The 14,376-nt window shown below is 73.1% G+C and carries 13 protein-coding genes; 7 read left to right on the forward strand and 6 right to left on the reverse strand.

From position 1 onward, the window contains the following. Positions 1 to 437 precede the first annotated feature (437 nt). Together BLT97_RS05625 and BLT97_RS05630 are read left to right on the forward strand one after the other, a co-directional pair. Positions 438 to 1,223 (forward strand): helix-turn-helix transcriptional regulator, encoded by a 786-nt coding sequence (locus BLT97_RS05625; protein ID WP_093607486.1) that lies wholly within the window; start codon positions 438 to 440, stop codon positions 1,221 to 1,223. A 92-nt stretch (positions 1,224 to 1,315) separates the two neighbouring features. Beyond that, a complete protein-coding gene (locus BLT97_RS05630) occupies positions 1,316 to 1,756 on the forward strand; it encodes a hypothetical protein (RefSeq protein WP_093607487.1) in 441 nt (146 codons plus the stop codon). Positions 1,757 to 1,805: 49 nt separating this feature from the next. Here BLT97_RS05630 and BLT97_RS05635 read toward each other — a convergent pair whose 3' ends face one another. Continuing rightward, positions 1,806 to 2,339, reverse strand: a complete 534-nt coding sequence (locus tag BLT97_RS05635) for a GyrI-like domain-containing protein (RefSeq protein ID WP_093607488.1) — start codon at positions 2,337 to 2,339, stop codon at positions 1,806 to 1,808. A gap of 100 nt (positions 2,340 to 2,439) precedes the next feature. After that, positions 2,440 to 3,114 (reverse strand): response regulator, encoded by a 675-nt coding sequence (locus BLT97_RS05640; RefSeq protein ID WP_093607489.1) that lies wholly within the window; start codon positions 3,112 to 3,114, stop codon positions 2,440 to 2,442. A 129-nt stretch (positions 3,115 to 3,243) separates the two neighbouring features. Between BLT97_RS05640 and BLT97_RS05645 the strand changes: the two genes are divergently transcribed. Both BLT97_RS05645 and BLT97_RS05650 read left to right on the forward strand, forming a co-directional pair. Next, positions 3,244 to 4,806 carry an outer membrane protein assembly factor BamB family protein gene (locus BLT97_RS05645; protein ID WP_093607490.1) on the forward strand — a complete coding sequence of 521 codons (1,563 nt, stop codon included), beginning with the start codon at positions 3,244 to 3,246 and terminating at the stop codon, positions 4,804 to 4,806. Then, the gene (locus tag BLT97_RS05650; RefSeq protein ID WP_093607491.1) at positions 4,806 to 6,305 is read left to right on the forward strand and encodes an outer membrane protein assembly factor BamB family protein; all 1,500 of its coding nucleotides are present in this window, start codon (positions 4,806 to 4,808) and stop codon (positions 6,303 to 6,305) included. Before BLT97_RS05645 ends, BLT97_RS05650 begins: the two co-directional genes overlap by 1 nt. A 136-nt stretch (positions 6,306 to 6,441) precedes the next feature. Here the strand turns inward: BLT97_RS05650 and BLT97_RS05655 are convergent, their stop codons facing one another. Next, entirely contained in the window at positions 6,442 to 7,710 is a 1,269-nt protein-coding gene (locus tag BLT97_RS05655; protein ID WP_093607800.1) for a sensor histidine kinase, read from the reverse strand. A 234-nt stretch (positions 7,711 to 7,944) separates the two neighbouring features. Here BLT97_RS05655 and BLT97_RS05660 point away from each other — a divergent pair, with 234 nt between their 5' ends. After that, complete coding sequence (locus tag BLT97_RS05660) at positions 7,945 to 8,145, forward strand: hypothetical protein (protein ID WP_093607492.1); 201 nt, start codon at positions 7,945 to 7,947, stop codon at positions 8,143 to 8,145. Between the two features lie 107 nt (positions 8,146 to 8,252). Here the strand turns inward: BLT97_RS05660 and BLT97_RS05665 are convergent, their stop codons facing one another. Further along, positions 8,253 to 8,693 (reverse strand): guanyl-specific ribonuclease, encoded by a 441-nt coding sequence (locus BLT97_RS05665; RefSeq protein ID WP_093607493.1) that lies wholly within the window; start codon positions 8,691 to 8,693, stop codon positions 8,253 to 8,255. A 423-nt stretch (positions 8,694 to 9,116) separates the two neighbouring features. Between BLT97_RS05665 and BLT97_RS05675 the strand changes: the two genes are divergently transcribed. After that, complete coding sequence (locus BLT97_RS05675) at positions 9,117 to 10,751, forward strand: ABC-F family ATP-binding cassette domain-containing protein (RefSeq protein WP_093607495.1); 1,635 nt, start codon at positions 9,117 to 9,119, stop codon at positions 10,749 to 10,751. 79 nt (positions 10,752 to 10,830) lie between these two features. Next, positions 10,831 to 12,477: an ABC-F family ATP-binding cassette domain-containing protein gene (locus BLT97_RS05680; RefSeq protein WP_093607496.1), complete on the forward strand. Its 1,647-nt coding sequence runs from the start codon at positions 10,831 to 10,833 to the stop codon at positions 12,475 to 12,477. Positions 12,478 to 12,540: 63 nt separating this feature from the next. Here the strand turns inward: BLT97_RS05680 and BLT97_RS05685 are convergent, their stop codons facing one another. Continuing rightward, the gene (locus tag BLT97_RS05685; protein WP_093607497.1) at positions 12,541 to 13,413 is read right to left on the reverse strand and encodes an ABC transporter permease; all 873 of its coding nucleotides are present in this window, start codon (positions 13,411 to 13,413) and stop codon (positions 12,541 to 12,543) included. Beyond that, entirely contained in the window at positions 13,410 to 14,318 is a 909-nt protein-coding gene (locus tag BLT97_RS05690; RefSeq protein ID WP_218137285.1) for an ATP-binding cassette domain-containing protein, read from the reverse strand. The genes BLT97_RS05685 and BLT97_RS05690 overlap by 4 nt, the downstream gene beginning before the upstream one ends. Between the last annotated feature and the right edge of the window lie 58 nt (positions 14,319 to 14,376).

Genomic DNA, 14,376 nt, shown 5'->3' on the forward strand with positions numbered 1-14,376 from the left:
CGGGGCGCGCGATGACTGAACAGAAATTACAGATTCGCACGCTCGACGGCTAGATGTAACAAACATAACTTCCAGGTAACGGAGAACAGGGACCGCCGAAGGTGTCCGAAAAGCTGCCCGCCGCCCGCATCCGCACGGGCACCCGGCACCGAAGTACGGACAGGCCCCGCCTTGCACGGGGCCGTGCGGGAGAAGAGTGAGAGCGCACGCGCTCCCCTCCGCCGGCCGCGGCCGGTGCGTGCGCTCTCACGGCGGGCCGGCGCCTGGACGGCGGGCGCCGGCCGCTCATCGCGGTGCACGCCGCCCCGGGCCGTACGGCCCTTGGTGCCGTACGGCCCTTGGTGTGACTTCGGTGTGCCTCCGCAGGCGGGGCGCTACCATCCCGGCGGGATGGACGGCCGTTTCCCCACCGGCCGGGGTGTACCGGAGGGAGCACGGTGGACCAGCGCGCACGGCCCGAACAGGACTTCTCGGTGTTCGCCGATTCCGTGCGGTTCCCCGGGCCGGGGCGGCTGCGGGTGACGGAGGCGATGACGCGCCTGGAGGCCGAACGGCTGCGGGTGGTACGGGCGTTGGAGCACGGGCAGCCGGTCGCCGCACGCGTCCTCGGACGGGGCGGGCAGGAGATCAACCAGAACATCGTCCGCGAGCTGCCGTCCTGGCGCACCCTCGACTCCGTCAAGCCGACCGGTTCCCTGGAACGGCTCGCCGTGAGCCTCCCGCACAACACGTACGCGATGCAGGCCGGCCTCCGGATGACCAGCGTGTGGCACCGCGACGCGCTCAGCCCGGACGTACGGCTCGTGCTGTCCGGCGAGGACCCGGAGGTCTACTTCTTCGGCTACGGGCCGCTGGAGATGAAGATCGTCGACGGGGTCGAGGTGCTCCTGGAGGGGCCCACCGTCCGCAACCGGACGACCGTCGTCGTCGTACGGGACCCCGCGTGCCTCGCCGCCGCGCGCCGCTACTGGGACGCGGTGCGTGCGACGGCGTACCCGTGCGCCGCCGAGCAGTTGCCCGTCGACGGCCTCACCGAACGCCAGCGCCGCGTCGTCGCGCTCATGCTCACCTGCTCCTCGGACGAGCAGATCGCCCGCCGGCTCGGACTGAGCGTGCGCACGGTCCGTACGGAGGTCGCCGTGATCCTCGAACTCCTCGACGCCCCGACCCGCTTCGTGGCCGGCGTCCGGGTCCGCGAACTCCTCAGCCGGATCACCGCCTGACCCGCCCGCGGCCGTGCCCGGCTGCAGGATGCTGCAACCCTGCGCCGCCGGCGCCCGGCAGTCTTCTGCGCATGCGAAGGTACCGAAAGTTCATGAGCGGCCTCACGGCCGTCGTCAGCACCGCGCTCGGGATGACCGTGCTGACCGCCGCGCCGGCGTCCGCCGCCCAGATCAGGCACAAGTGCGAGGGGTCGGCGGTCATCCGCTGCGCCAACGTCGAGATGCCCTCCCCCGGCGTCTTCAACGCGCACGGCCGGGTGACCGACAACGGCACCGGCTACGACGTCCAGGTCATCGAGGTGCGGCTCGAGTACAACCTGAACGGTGTCTGGACCCTCCTGCGGACCGAATTCCCGGCCGACCGCTGGGAACCCGTGCAGGACACGGCGCGCACCGAGACGTACTCGTGCGGTTCGTCGGCACGAAAGAGCGTACGGGCGAAGGTCTACGTGCAGTGGCGCAGCGGCGGCAATGTGAGCGGCGACTGGGTCACGACCCCCACGGAGCCCCCGACGTACATCTGCCCCCGCTGACCGTGGGCCCAGGGCCCGGCCGACGCGCGACCGGGCCCTGGGCCCTGGGTCAGATCCTGTCCGGGGTGACGCGGGCCTGGTCCGCCAACCGGAAGCTCAGCTCTATCTCCCACTTGTCGAGGTCGGGCTCCAGGCGCGGGTCCGTGTGGTAGCTCTCCAGCCGGCAGCCCCACGCCTCACCGCCCTCCGTCCGCACCATGTCCCACTTCAGGCCCTTGGCGTGGCCCCACTTGAGCAGGGAGGAGGCCACGCCGAGGAGCTTGTCGGGGTGGCCGACGTGGTGCACCGTCGCATAGCGGCCGGCCGGGAGGCTGCCGGCGAACAGGTCGGCGGAGGGCAGCCGGACCCGCTCGTGCACCGGGACGCCGGCCACCACCTCCAGCTCACGGTCCTGGTCCGAGGGGTCGATGAGCTCGTACTTGAAGAACGGGCCGTCGACCGGCGTGATGCCGCGCTCCCCGAGGAGTCCGACGATCTCGGGCAGGCGGTCGGCGATCAGGCCGAAGGTCGACCAGGTGACGCGGCCGCGGACGCCGACGAACGGCTGCTCGGCCCGCTCCACGATGCGCGGTTGAGTCCCCATGGGGGCGATACTGCCGGGCCGCCCCGCGCGGCGCACCCCGGCGGACGCGTCCTTCGGGGCCTGTTCCGCAAGGGGCGTACCGCAGGAGCCGCCCTCTCCCCTACGCGGGCCCGTCCTCCAACAGCCCCGCGTCGTGGGCGAGCAGCGCGATCTGCACGCGGTTGTTCAGATCCAGCTTCGTGAGGATGCGGCTGACGTGCGCCTTCACGGTCGCCACGCTCATGTAGAGCTCCTCGGCGATCTCCGCGTTGGACTTGCCCTGCCCGACGGCCACCGCGACCTCCCGCTCGCGCTCGGCGAGTTCCGCGATGCGCGCGCGTGCCTTCTCCCTGCGTCCGCCGTACGGGTCCGGGCCGGCCGCCTGCGTGATCAGCTGGCGCGTGACCGCGGGCGAGAGCACCGGCTCACCCGCGGCGACCCGGCGCACCGCCGCCACGATCTCGGCCGGCGGGGTGTCCTTGAGCACGAAACCGGCGGCGCCCGCACGCAGCGCCCGCAGCACCTGCTCGTCGGCGTGGAACGTGGTGAGCACGACGACCTCGGGCCCGTCGCCGCGGGCCCGCAGCCGCTCGGTGGCCGTCAGGCCGTCGACCCGCGGCATCCGGATGTCCATCAGGACCACGTCGGGCCGGGTGCGCTCCACGAGCGCGGCCACCTCGCTGCCGTCCGCGGCCTCGCCGACGATCTCGATGTCCTCGCTGCCGCCGAGCATGAAGGAGAGCCCCGCCCGCACCAGGGGGTCGTCGTCGACGAGCAGCAGACGGATCACGTTCATGGAGCCACGGTATCCCGCCGCGAAGGCCCCACCCGCCCCGCCGGAGATCGCTAATCTGACCGTCGACCAGAACGGATCTCTGGAGATTCCTTCCAGGAACGGGGAGTTGACCACGTGGGGGACCCATCGATGAGCCGGCCGCCGGAGCCACCGGAGCGGGGGCCCGACCGACCGCCGCTGTCCCGGTTCTCGTACAGCAACAGCCGCCCGAAGCGCACCCTCGCCTCGCGGCTGCCGCGCTGGGAGCGCCGCACCGTACTCGTGGCCGGCGCGGCGCTCGCGGCGCTGCTGCTCGTCGGGTCCGGGGTGTACGCGCTCGGCGGCGACGGGGACGGCGGCACGTCGCGTACGGAGGCGGGCCGGACACCGGGCCAGGACGCGAAGCAGCCGTCCGCGTCGGCCACGCCCGGCGCGAAGCCCACGGGCGTGCCGCTGCCGCAGGACATCAACGCCGGGCTCGCGAAGGGCGAGGCGAAGGCCTGGTACGCGAAGAACGAGCAGGATCTGCCGGGCGGCAACACGCTCGTCCACGATCTGTGGTTCACCGACGGCCTCGTGGTGCAGGCGCTCTACCGCGAGGTCACCGCGTACAAGGTCGCCGACGGCACCGAGGCCTGGAGCATCCCGCTGCCCGCCGAGGTGTGCGACACCCCGGTGAATCCCACGCCGGACGGCAAGGTCGTCGTCGCGTACCGCGATCCCGGCAAGCAGAAGGGCACCTGCAACCACCTGCAGATGATCGACCTGAAGAAGGGGGCGGGCGGCTGGCGCAAGAAGCTCGCCGAGAAGGGCTCCCCCGGCAGCACGATCATCATCCACCTGGCGATCACCGGGAACACGGTGGCGGTGGGCCGTGACGTGAGCGCCGACGCCTACCAGGTCTCCGACGGCAAGCCGCTGTTCGACCTCGGCAAGGACAAGACAGGCGGCTGCACCCCCAACGATGTCGCGGGCGGCAGCAAGCTCCTGGTCCTCGACTGGTGCTCGGGGACGATCGGGTCGTACGGGCAGATCAAGGAGGTCGACCCCAAGTCCGGGAAGATCAAGTGGCGTTACCAGCTGAAGGACAGGAAGACGAAGAAGGCCATGCCGTGGAAGTTCGGCAAGGTGTACTCCGTGAACCCGCTGGTGGTGTCCGTGTACGAGTCCGAGGACATCTTCAACTGGTCCGTGATCGCCCTGAAACCCGACGGCAAGCTGCGCTCCGCCCTGAACGCCGGTAAGTACAAGTTCGAGCCCTGCGCGGGCGAGGGCGATTCCGGCCGCGGCACGCAGAACTGCCGGGGTGGCGCGGTCGGCAAGGACACCTTCTACATGTCCACGAAGTCGCCCGATGCCGAGTCCCTCGGCCCGACCCGGATCGTCGCGTTCGACCTGAAGAACGGCAAGGTGAAGTGGGCTTCGCAGCCGGAGGACAAGCGGGAGTACCTGCCCGTCGCCGCCGAGGGTTCGTCGGTTATCACGTATGTGAAGGCGACCATGAAGGAGCCGGGGCGGATCGTGCGGATCGGCCCGAAGGGCGGCAAGGCCAAGACGCTGCTGACGTTCGGCAGGACGGCACAGCCGCTGGAGTACGAGGCGATGGCCGGTCTGACCGCCTATCGCGGCGGCCGCTTCTTCCTGTCGGACACCCTGCTCAGCGGTGACGACACGGGCGAGCGGGCACGGCTGCTTTCCTACGGAGGCAAGTGATGAGCCAGTCCACACCGCCTCCGCCGCAGCCCGGCTTCGGCCCGCCGGTGACGCCCCCGCCCTTCCTGGCCGCCCCGCCCTCCGCGACCGTCACGCCCCCGCCCGACCGCCGCCCGCCGCGCAGCCGGCTGCGGTGGATCGTCGCCGCCGTGGTCGCGCTCGCGCTCCTCGCGGGCGGCGGCGTCTGGTTCGCGGTGGCGGGCGATGGCGAAGGAGGAGCCGGAGACGGCAAGCAGGCGGACGCCCGCTTCGACGGGCCCGGCACCGAGAAGAAGCCGGCCACGACCGAGGCGGGGCTGCTCTTCCATGTGAACGATCCGAAGGTCGGCAAGGGCGACTTCTACCCGGCTCCCGGGTCGTGGGTGACCGAAGAGACGTATGTGAAGTCCGGGGTGGGCAACGTCGTCGGCTACGACCTCGACAGCGGCCGCCAGGTCTGGGAGATCCCGCTCGGCGGACAGGTCTGCGGCTATACGCAGCGCCTCGACGAAGGCCGTACGGGCGTCCTGTACCGGGACGGGAGGGAAGCCAAGGGCAAGGCGACTCCGTGCACGGAGATCGCGGTGCTCGACCTGGACGCCGGGATGCTGCTGTGGCGCGGCAGCGTCGAGCTCTCGGGCAAGAAGACGATCTTCGCCCAGATCGCGGTCGGCGCCGGGAAGGTGGCCGTGGCCGGCGACGAGGGCGGCGCCGCGTTCGACCTCGCGACCGGCGAGCTGCGCTGGAAACCCCAGCCCGGGGAGCCCTGTTACGACATGGCGTACGGGGGCGGCGATGATCTAGTCGCGCTGGAGGTCTGCGGGCAGGACGGGAACCAGCGCGCACAGGTGCAGGTGCTCGACGAGGCGGGCAAGGCCCGCGCCACGTACAAGATGCCGCGCGATCTCGGGTTCGCGAAGATCGTGTCCTCCGATCCGCTGGTCGTCGCGGCCTTCTCGGAGGACATGAAGCTCACGGACTACTTCTCGATCGACCGCAGCAAAGGCACTTTGCGCAGCAAGATCGCGGTGGATCCGGAGCGCACCATGAAGGCCTGCACGCTCGACGCGCAGGCCGAGTGCCCGGGACTCGCGGTCGGGAACGACCGGCTGTACCTGGCCACCGCGCCGCGCCCCGAGCCCGGCAAGGCCGCGGCCTCCAACGAGATCGTCTCGTACGACCTGGCCACCGGGAAGGCGACCGGGCAGCGGGCGGACTCGGGCGGCAAGACGCCGGTGTTCCCGCTGCGGATGGACGGTCGTGACGTGCTCGCGTACCGGCAGCCGACCACCAGCACGCCCGGGCAGGTGTTCCGGCTCGACGGGCGCACGTTCAAGGAGACGGTCTTCCTCAGCGTGCCGCCGGACGGCGAAGACGCCCAGGTGCTACGGCACTTCGCGCCCGGGACCGTCGAGTTCCGTTACGCGCGGGGGCGGCTGTTCACGGCGGAGCTGTACATCCGGGAGCCCTACTCGAAGTACGAACCGACGTATCTGGCGGCCGCGTTCGGGGCGGGGTGAGGAAGCTCGCTCCGGGGCGGGCTGACTCAACTCGCTCCGGGGCGGGCGCGGGTGAGCGTCGAGCGGGCGCGGGTGAGCCCGGAACAGGCGCGGGTGAGCCCGGAGCGGGCGCGGGTGAGCCCGGTGCCCGGGACGTTCAGCGTTCCTGCCAGGGCAGCCAGGCGTGCACACGGAAGCCGCCGTCCGCCTCCTTGCCGTGGCGGAGGCGGCCGCCGGCCAGCGTGGCCCGTTCGGTGAGGCCGATCAGTCCCTGGCCCGAACCGGGGACGTGCGGCACCTCGCCGGGCGGCGCGGCATTGCGGACGTCGAGGGTGAGCCCCTCGCCCGGTGAGCCGCCGACCCGCAGCGTGACCACGGCACCGGGGGCGTGCTTGCGGGCGTTGGTCAGCGCCTCCTGCGCGATCCGGTAGGCGTTGCGGCCGGTGGCGGCGGGGACCGCCTTGGGGTCCTCGATGCGGTGGTCGAGAAGGATCTCCATGCCGGCCTGCCGCGACTCGGCGACGAGCTGGTCGAGCGCGGTGAGTGTGGGCTGGGGCCGCCCCGACTCCTCGGCCCGCTCGTCGGCCCGCAGCACGCCGATGATCTCGCGCAGATCCTGCAGCGCCTCGTGGGCGCTGTCCCGGATGACGCCTGCGGCCCGGGCGATCTCCTCCTGGGGCGCGTCGGGGCGGAACTCCAGGGCGCCGGCGTGCACGCTCAGCAGGGTCAGGCGGTGGGCGAGCACATCGTGCATCTCGCGCGCGATGGCCTCGCGCGCGAGCCGCTGCGCCTGCTCGGCCCGCAGCTCGGCCTCGGTCTCGGCGCGCAGGGCCCGGTCGCGCAGGGACAGCAGCAGCTGGCGGCGGGAGCGGACGAACATGCCCCAGGCGACGACGGTGGCGCTGAGCAGCACGGCCAGGGCCACGGCCACGCCGTACGGGATCTCGGGGTCGGGCCGCACCCAGTAGTAGAACGGGATCAGCGCGGTGGTGATGCCGCCGATCCACGCGACGTAGCGGAACGGGCGGTGCACCGCGAGCGTGAACAGGGCGACCGCCGCCGCACCGCCGCCCGTCTCGGAGATCACGGTGACCGGGACCATCGCGACGGCGAGCGCCACCGGCCAGCGCCTGCGCAGCCACACGGCGGCACAGGCCAGGGCGCCGACGAACTGGTCGAAGTGGGCGGCGCCGCGGGAGATGTCGGGGTTGGTGCCGACCGACTCCGCGCCGATCAGGCCGATCACCACGGCGGCGAAGAAGCACAGGAAGTCGACGATCCAGTCGCGTGCCGTGCGCTTGGAACGCCCGTCGCCCTTCGCCGCGGCACGGTCGGGGTCGAGCTCGTCCGCCAGGGCGGAGGGCAGCAGCGCGGGCCAGCGGTAGGCGGGCGCGGGCCCGCGGACCTCGGGCGGGTGCGAGGGCAGGTCCGGCGGCGGGGCGTAGGGGTTCGGCTCCTGCGGCCCGCGGGTCGGTTCGGGCGCGCTCCGCCGCCTGCGCTTGCTCCAGCTCACAAGCGACAAATCTACGCAGAGATCGGCGCCCGGAGGCAGGTCGGCGGGATCCGTAGACGAAAGTCGCGCCGGGACCGACCATCGGCCACCCGGCGCTCGCCCGACGGCCGATGCCCCGGACCGCGGCCGCGGCGCACGATCGGGGCCATGAAAGATCTTTTGCAGTTCCTCGGCGTGGTCCTGCTGTTCCAGGGCACGGGCGCGGTGGTCTACGAGCTGTTCGGCTGGGTGAGGTGGGGCCTCATCCAGCAGCTGGGCTTCTTCGACGGCTGGGAGCTGTACGCGGGCATCACCGTGCTGGTCCTGGCGGTCGCGCTGTTCGCGGCGGCGGAGAGCACGAAGTCCTGAGGACGCGGCGGCCTTGCGCCCCGTGCCGCCTGGCCGGACCAGCGGGCCGGGGCAGCCGGGCGGCCGGCGGCCTCGTGGAGCAGGAGCCGCCGGCCGCCCCGCACACGTCAGCAGGCGTAGTCCACCAGGTCGAACGACGCGTAGTGGTCCGCGGTGTAGTAGTCCTCCTGGTGCTCCTCACCGGTGACGATGCGGCGCGCACCGCGGTCGTCCGAGCCCGGGGTCTCGACGGTGTACTCGTGGTAGTAGCCGGAGGTCTGCCGGGGCAGCAGGCCTTCGCGGTTCTGGAAGACGGTGCCGTCCTGCGGATACGGGTAGGGCCCGCCCGCCTCGATCAGGTCCAGGGTGTCGTGGGCCTGGCTCGGCAGGGCCGAGTAGCAGATGTCGCCGACGGCGGCCGGGGCCGCGGTGGCCGGGGCCGCGGTGGCCCGGGAGGCCCCGGCGGCCGAGTCGGCCAGGGGGCCCGCGGCGGCCGTCGGAGCAGCGGCGCCGAGGAACAGCGCGGCGGACAGGGTCAGGGCTGCGGTGATACGTGGGGGGATTCGCATGCCCTCAGAATGACGCGCGTAGACCCTGACGTGTCAACGTCAAGGAAGGTGAACTCCGGTGAATTCTCCGGGAGTTCGCCCCCACCGTCCGTCCACATCCCGGCCCGGCGCGGCGAGCTGTTACCCTGAGGGAGAAGTTGACCGTGTGACGAGGAGATGCAGACGTGGCGGGTGACGACGACATCTCCGGGTGAGATCCGGAGCTGACGGCCCCCGGCCGGCGCACAGGAGCGCCGCCGAGGCGGGTCCGTTTCGCCGTACCCCTTTTCCCGTCTGCCCCGGGCAGAAGTCCGTCCGCCGGTCACGGCCACCGAGCACCCCGCGCACGCAACCGCCGCCGAGCCCGTCTCGTACGCGACCGCCGCGCCGCTCCCCCGCCGCCTGGACCGCCGGCCTCTGCCCTCATCCCACACGAGGCCCTTCATGTCCCACGCTTCGATCGTCGGCTCCCACCTGTCCTTCGCCTGGCCCGACGACACCCCCGTCTTCGACGATCTGTCGTTCACCGTCTCGCCGGGCCGCACCGGCCTGGTCGCCCCCAACGGTTCGGGCAAGAGCACCCTGCTCAAGCTGATCGCCGGTGAACTCCGCCCCGCCAAGGGCACCTTGACCACCGAGGGCGTCCTCGGCTACCTGCCGCAGAGCCTGCCGCTCACGGGCGAGCTGACCGTCGCCGAGGTGCTCGGCGTGGCCGAGGTGATCCGCGCGCTCGACGCCGTCGAGTCCGGCGACGTCGACGAGAAGCACTTCACCGTCATCGGCGACGACTGGGACATCGAGGAGCGCACCCGCGCCCAGCTCGACCGCCTCGGCCTCGGCGCCCTGGACCTCGGCCGCAGACTGCACACCCTGAGCGGCGGCCAGGTCGTGTCGCTCGGGCTCGCCGCGCAGCTGCTGCGGCGGCCCGATGTGCTGCTGCTCGACGAACCCACCAACAACCTCGACGCCGAGGCCCGGCACAAGCTGTACGACGTGCTCGAGGACTTCTCCGGCACGCTGCTCGTGGTCAGCCACGACCGCGCGCTGCTCGACCGGATGGAGCGCATCGCCGAACTCGGCGCGGGCGAACTGCGCCTGTACGGGGGCGACTTCACCGCGTACGAGGAGGCCGTACGGGCGGAGCAGGAGGTCGCCGAGAAGAATGTGCGCAACGCCGAGCAGGAGCTCAAGCGCGAGAAGCGCGAGTTGCAGCAGGCCCGCGAACGGGCCGAGCGGCGGGCGAGCAACGCCGCGAAGAACCTCAAGAACGCGGGGCTGCCCCGGATCTTCGCCGGCAACATGAAGCGCGGGGCGCAGGAGTCCGCGGGCCGGGCCGGGCAGATGCACGCCTCACGTGTCGGCGAGGCCAAGGCCCGCCTCGACGAAGCCGGGCGCGCCCTGCGCGACGAGCAGCGCCTCGTCCTCGACCTGCCGGGCACGAAGGTGCCCGCGGGCCGTGACCTGTTCGTCGGCACGGGGATGCAGGTCCGCCTCGGGGACCGGGAGGTGTTCGCGCCGGGAGGCGTCGATCTGAGCATCCGCGGCCCGGAGCGGATCGCCCTGACCGGGCCCAACGGCGCGGGCAAGACCACGCTGATGCGGCTGATCACCGGGGAACTCGCCCCGGAGAGCGGGGAGATCAGGCGGAGCGAGGGGCGGATGGCCTATCTGTCGCAGCGCCTTGACCTGCTCGACCTGGACCGGACGGTGGCGGAGAACTTCGCCGCCTTCGCGCCCGAGCGGCCCGAGGCGGAGCGGATGAACCTGCTCGCCCGGTTCCTGTTCCGGGGCGCCCGGGCCCATCTGCCGGCCGGGGTGCTGTCCGGCGGTGAGCGGCTGCGGGCCACGCTGGCCTGTGTGCTGTGCGCCGAACCGGCGCCCCAGCTGCTCCTGCTCGACGAGCCGACGAACAACCTCGACCTGGTCAGCGCGGCCCAGCTGGAGAGCGCGCTGAACGCGTACGAGGGCGCCTTCATCGTGATCAGCCACGACGAGCGGTTCCTCACCGAGATCGGCGTCAACCGCCGGCTGCGGCTGGCCGAGGGAACGCTCACGGAGACGGGGGCTCCCGGCGTGTGAGCCGCCGGCGTGTGCAGTGGCCCGCGTCCGAGGCTCCGTGCCCGGCGGGCCGTTCCCCTCTCACGTCGGACGGTTCCCCATGCCCCATCCCGCACCCCGCCCCGCCCTGCTCGCCCACGAGGTCGTGCGCGTCCTCGGCGGCCGGCGTGTCCTCGACGGCGTCTCGCTGACCGCGGCGCCCGGCCGCCGGATCGGCCTGATCGGCGAGAACGGCGTCGGCAAGTCCACGCTCCTGCGCCTGCTCGCGGGCGTGGACACCCCGGATTCGGGGAGTGTCACACGCCCCGCCGATCTCGGCTTCCTCCACCAGGAGCTGCCGTTCGAGCCCGGCGACACCGTCGCCGCCGTCCTCGACGAGGCGCTGCGCGAGGCCCGTGTGGACCTCGCCGAACTGGCCCGGCTCGGCGAGGAGTTGGCCCGGATGCCCGAGGACGACCCCGCGCACGCGGAGCTCCTCGACGCGTACGGCCGGCGTCTCGCACAGGCCGAGGAGCGCGCGTCCTGGGACGCCGACCGCCGCGCCGCCCTGGTCCTCGACGGTCTGGGCCTGGGCGCGGTCGCCCCCGCGCGCACCCTCGGTTCGCTCTCCGGCGGGCAGCGCGGCCGGCTCGCGCTCGCGGCTCTGCTCGTACGGCGCCCCTCGGCGCTGCTGCTCGACGAACCGACCAACCATCTCGACGACTCCGCGGCCGCGTTCCTGGAGGAGCGGGTGCGGGAACTGCCCGGGACCGTGGTGCTCGCCAGTCACGACCGCGCGTTCCTGGACGCGGTCTGCACCGATCTCCTCGACCTCGATCCGGCGGCGGACGGTCCGGTGCGCTTCGGCGGCACGTACAGCGCGTATGCGGCCGTGCGGCGGGCGGCGCGGGAGCGCTGGGAGCGGCAATACGCCGAGGAGCAGGAGGAGTTGGCGCAGCTGCGGCATGCGGCCGGGATGACCGCGCGCCGGGTCGCACCGGACCGCGGCCGCACCGACAACGAGAAGATGGGCTACGGGCACCGGGCGGGCCGGGTGCAGAGCCAGATCGCGCGCCGCGTGCGCAACGCCACGCGCCGCCTCGACGAGCTGGAGCGCACCCAGGTCGCCGCGCCGCCGCGCCCGTTGCGGTTCGCGGCGGCCGAACTCGCGGCGGGAACGTCGGAGCAGGGGCACCCCGCCGCCGAGGAGCCGCTTCTGGCGCTGCGGGACGTCGGCGTCCCCGGCCGGCTCGCGCCGGTCGCCCTCGAACTGGCGGAGGGCGACCGGCTGTTGGTCACCGGCGGGAACGGGACGGGGAAGTCGACCCTGCTCGCCGTGCTCGCGGGACGCCTGGCCGCCGAGGGGCCGGTGACACGGCGGCCCGGGCTCACCGTCGGTCTCCTCGCACAGGACACGGTGTTCGCGCGGCCGGGCCGCACGGTGCGGGACACGTACGAGCAGACGCTCGGCCCGGTGACCGCCGGGAAGGTGCCGTTGGACTCGCTCGGTCTGCTGGCCGGGCGGGACCTGGACAAGCCGGTCGGGCAGCTGTCGGTGGGTCAGCGCCGGCGGCTCGCGCTGGCGCTCCTGGTGGCCCGGCCCCCGCAGGTGCTGCTCCTCGACGAGCCGACCAACCACCTCTCCCCCGCCCTGTGCGACGAGCTGGAGGAGGCCCTGGGTCCCGGTCCGGGCGCGATCGTGGTGGCGAGCCACGACCGGTGGCTGCGGCGGCGCTGGGCGGGGCGGGAGCTGCGGCTCGGCACGTGAGGCGCGCGGTGAACGCGCCTGTGCCTCAAGGGAGTTCGCCGCATTGCGGCGGGCCGGTGCGCCTCACGCGTCCCGCCGCCGTACCGCTTCGACCGCCACGAGCAGCGCACCCGCCGCCCAGGCGGCGTACACCAGCCAGGCCTCCGTGACGGTGACGGGGTACCTGCCCGCGCCCCAGTGGTTGCCGCTCAGCGTCTCCCAGGCGCTGAGCGGCATCGCGTTGCCGATTTCGGCGACCCAGCGGTAGGTCTCCCCTTGGAACAGCACCGGCAGGAGCAGCAGCGTGAGGATCGAGCCGACGACCGCGCCCGCGGCATGCCGCACCACGGCGCCGATCGCCATGCCCACCAGGGCGCACAGCGGGGCGAGCAGGGCGGAACCCGCGACGGCTCGGAGGGCGTCGGGGTCGGCGAGCGAGACGCCTCCGTGGTCGCGCAGCAGGTACTGCGTGCACAGGAGCGCCGTGCACGCCACGGCCGCGCCGAGCGCGGTCATCACGCCGGTGACCACCGCGGCCTTGGCGAGGACGACCGCGCGCCGGTCGGGCACGGCGGTCAGGGTCGTACGGATGAGACCGCTGGTGTACTCGCCGAACACGGCGATGGCGCCGACGCTGCACGCCACGACCATGAAGATCTGCCAGGCGGGGTCGAGGAACGCGGTGTGCATCGCGTCGAAGGTCAGCACCGGCTTCTCGGGCGTTCCCGGCGGCGGGGCCGGCGGCTCCGCGGGCAGGCGCGCGAGGCGGTCGGCGTTGGACCAGGCCGAGTTGACGTTGATGCCGATCACGGTGAGCGCGCCGGCGCCGAGCACCCAGTAGGTGGAGCGCAGCGACCAGAGCTTGATCCACTCGGCGGTCAGGAGCTGGCGGAAGCGGGCGGGCGCGTGCGGCACGGCGGTGGCGCCCGAGGGGCTGCGTACGGTGGTGGCGGTCATCGGGGCTCTCCCGCGAGGTAGTCGACGCTGTCGGCGGTCAGTTCCATGAAGGCCTGCTCCAACGAGGAGCCCAGCGGGGTGAGTTCGGTCAGGACGACGGCCTCGCGCAGGGCGAGCTCGCCGATCCGTGCGGGGTCGGCGCCGGTCACGGTCAGGCCCTGCTCCCCCGCGACCACGCCGGCGCCCTCGGCGCGCAGCGCGGCCGCCAGGCGCTCGGGATCGCGCGCCGCGACCCGTACACCCCGCCGTGTGCCGCGGGCCGCGAACGCGCCGAGGCTCTCCGCGGCGATCAGTTCGCCCCGGCCGATGACGACGAGGTCCTGGGCGCACAGCTCCATCTCGGACATCTGGTGGCTGGAGACGAAGACGGTGCGGCCCTCGGCGGCGAGCCGGCGCAGCAGCGCGCGCAGCCACTGCACGCCCTCGGGGTCGAGGCCGTTCAGGGGCTCGTCGAAGACGAGCACGGGCGGGTCGCCGAGCAGGGCGGCGGCGATGCCGAGCCGCTGCTTCATGCCGAGCGAGTAGCCGCCGATCCGCCGGCCGGCCACGTCGGCGAGCCCCACTTCGGCGAGTACCTCGGCCACCCGCCGGCGCGGGATCCCGTTGCTCGCGGCGAGTGCGGCCAGGTGGGCGCGGGCGGAGCGGCCGCCGTGCACGTCCTGGGCGTCGAGCAGCGCGCCGACCCGGCGCAGGCCGCGCGGGCGCCCGGCGAAGGCCTGCCCGTCGACGGTGGCGGTGCCCCCGGTCGGGGTGTCGAGGCCGAGGAGGAGGCGCAGGGTGGTGGTCTTGCCCGCGCCGTTGGGGCCCAGGAAGCCGGTGACCCGGCCCGGGCGGACGGTGAAGGTGAGGGCGCGTACGGCGGTGGTGTCCCCGTACCGCTTCGTGAGCTCGCTGACTTCGATCACGTGAACCACGGTGGCCCGTGCGGGGCCGGTCCGGCATCGGGCCGGCGGGCACATCCGG

Origin of the sequence: Streptomyces indicus (assembly GCF_900100315.1) — a bacterium.
GTDB lineage: Bacteria > Actinomycetota > Actinomycetes > Streptomycetales > Streptomycetaceae > Streptomyces > Streptomyces indicus.

What these genes read in the sequence shown, in the direction of transcription:
- BLT97_RS05665 (WP_093607493.1), bottom strand. Translation starts at nt 8,693, where the DNA reads ATGCGAATCCCCCCACGTATCACCGCAGCCCTGACCCTGTCCGCCGCG.
- BLT97_RS05675 (WP_093607495.1), top strand. Translation starts at nt 9,117, where the DNA reads ATGTCCCACGCTTCGATCGTCGGCTCCCACCTGTCCTTCGCCTGGCCC.
- BLT97_RS05645 (WP_093607490.1), top strand. Translation starts at nt 3,244, where the DNA reads ATGAGCCGGCCGCCGGAGCCACCGGAGCGGGGGCCCGACCGACCGCCG.
- BLT97_RS05650 (WP_093607491.1), top strand. Translation starts at nt 4,806, where the DNA reads ATGAGCCAGTCCACACCGCCTCCGCCGCAGCCCGGCTTCGGCCCGCCG.
- BLT97_RS05680 (WP_093607496.1), top strand. Translation starts at nt 10,831, where the DNA reads ATGCCCCATCCCGCACCCCGCCCCGCCCTGCTCGCCCACGAGGTCGTG.
- BLT97_RS05660 (WP_093607492.1), top strand. Translation starts at nt 7,945, where the DNA reads ATGAAAGATCTTTTGCAGTTCCTCGGCGTGGTCCTGCTGTTCCAGGGC.
- BLT97_RS05640 (WP_093607489.1), bottom strand. Translation starts at nt 3,114, where the DNA reads ATGAACGTGATCCGTCTGCTGCTCGTCGACGACGACCCCCTGGTGCGG.
- BLT97_RS05630 (WP_093607487.1), top strand. Translation starts at nt 1,316, where the DNA reads ATGAGCGGCCTCACGGCCGTCGTCAGCACCGCGCTCGGGATGACCGTG.
- BLT97_RS05635 (WP_093607488.1), bottom strand. Translation starts at nt 2,339, where the DNA reads ATGGGGACTCAACCGCGCATCGTGGAGCGGGCCGAGCAGCCGTTCGTC.
- BLT97_RS05685 (WP_093607497.1), bottom strand. Translation starts at nt 13,413, where the DNA reads ATGACCGCCACCACCGTACGCAGCCCCTCGGGCGCCACCGCCGTGCCG.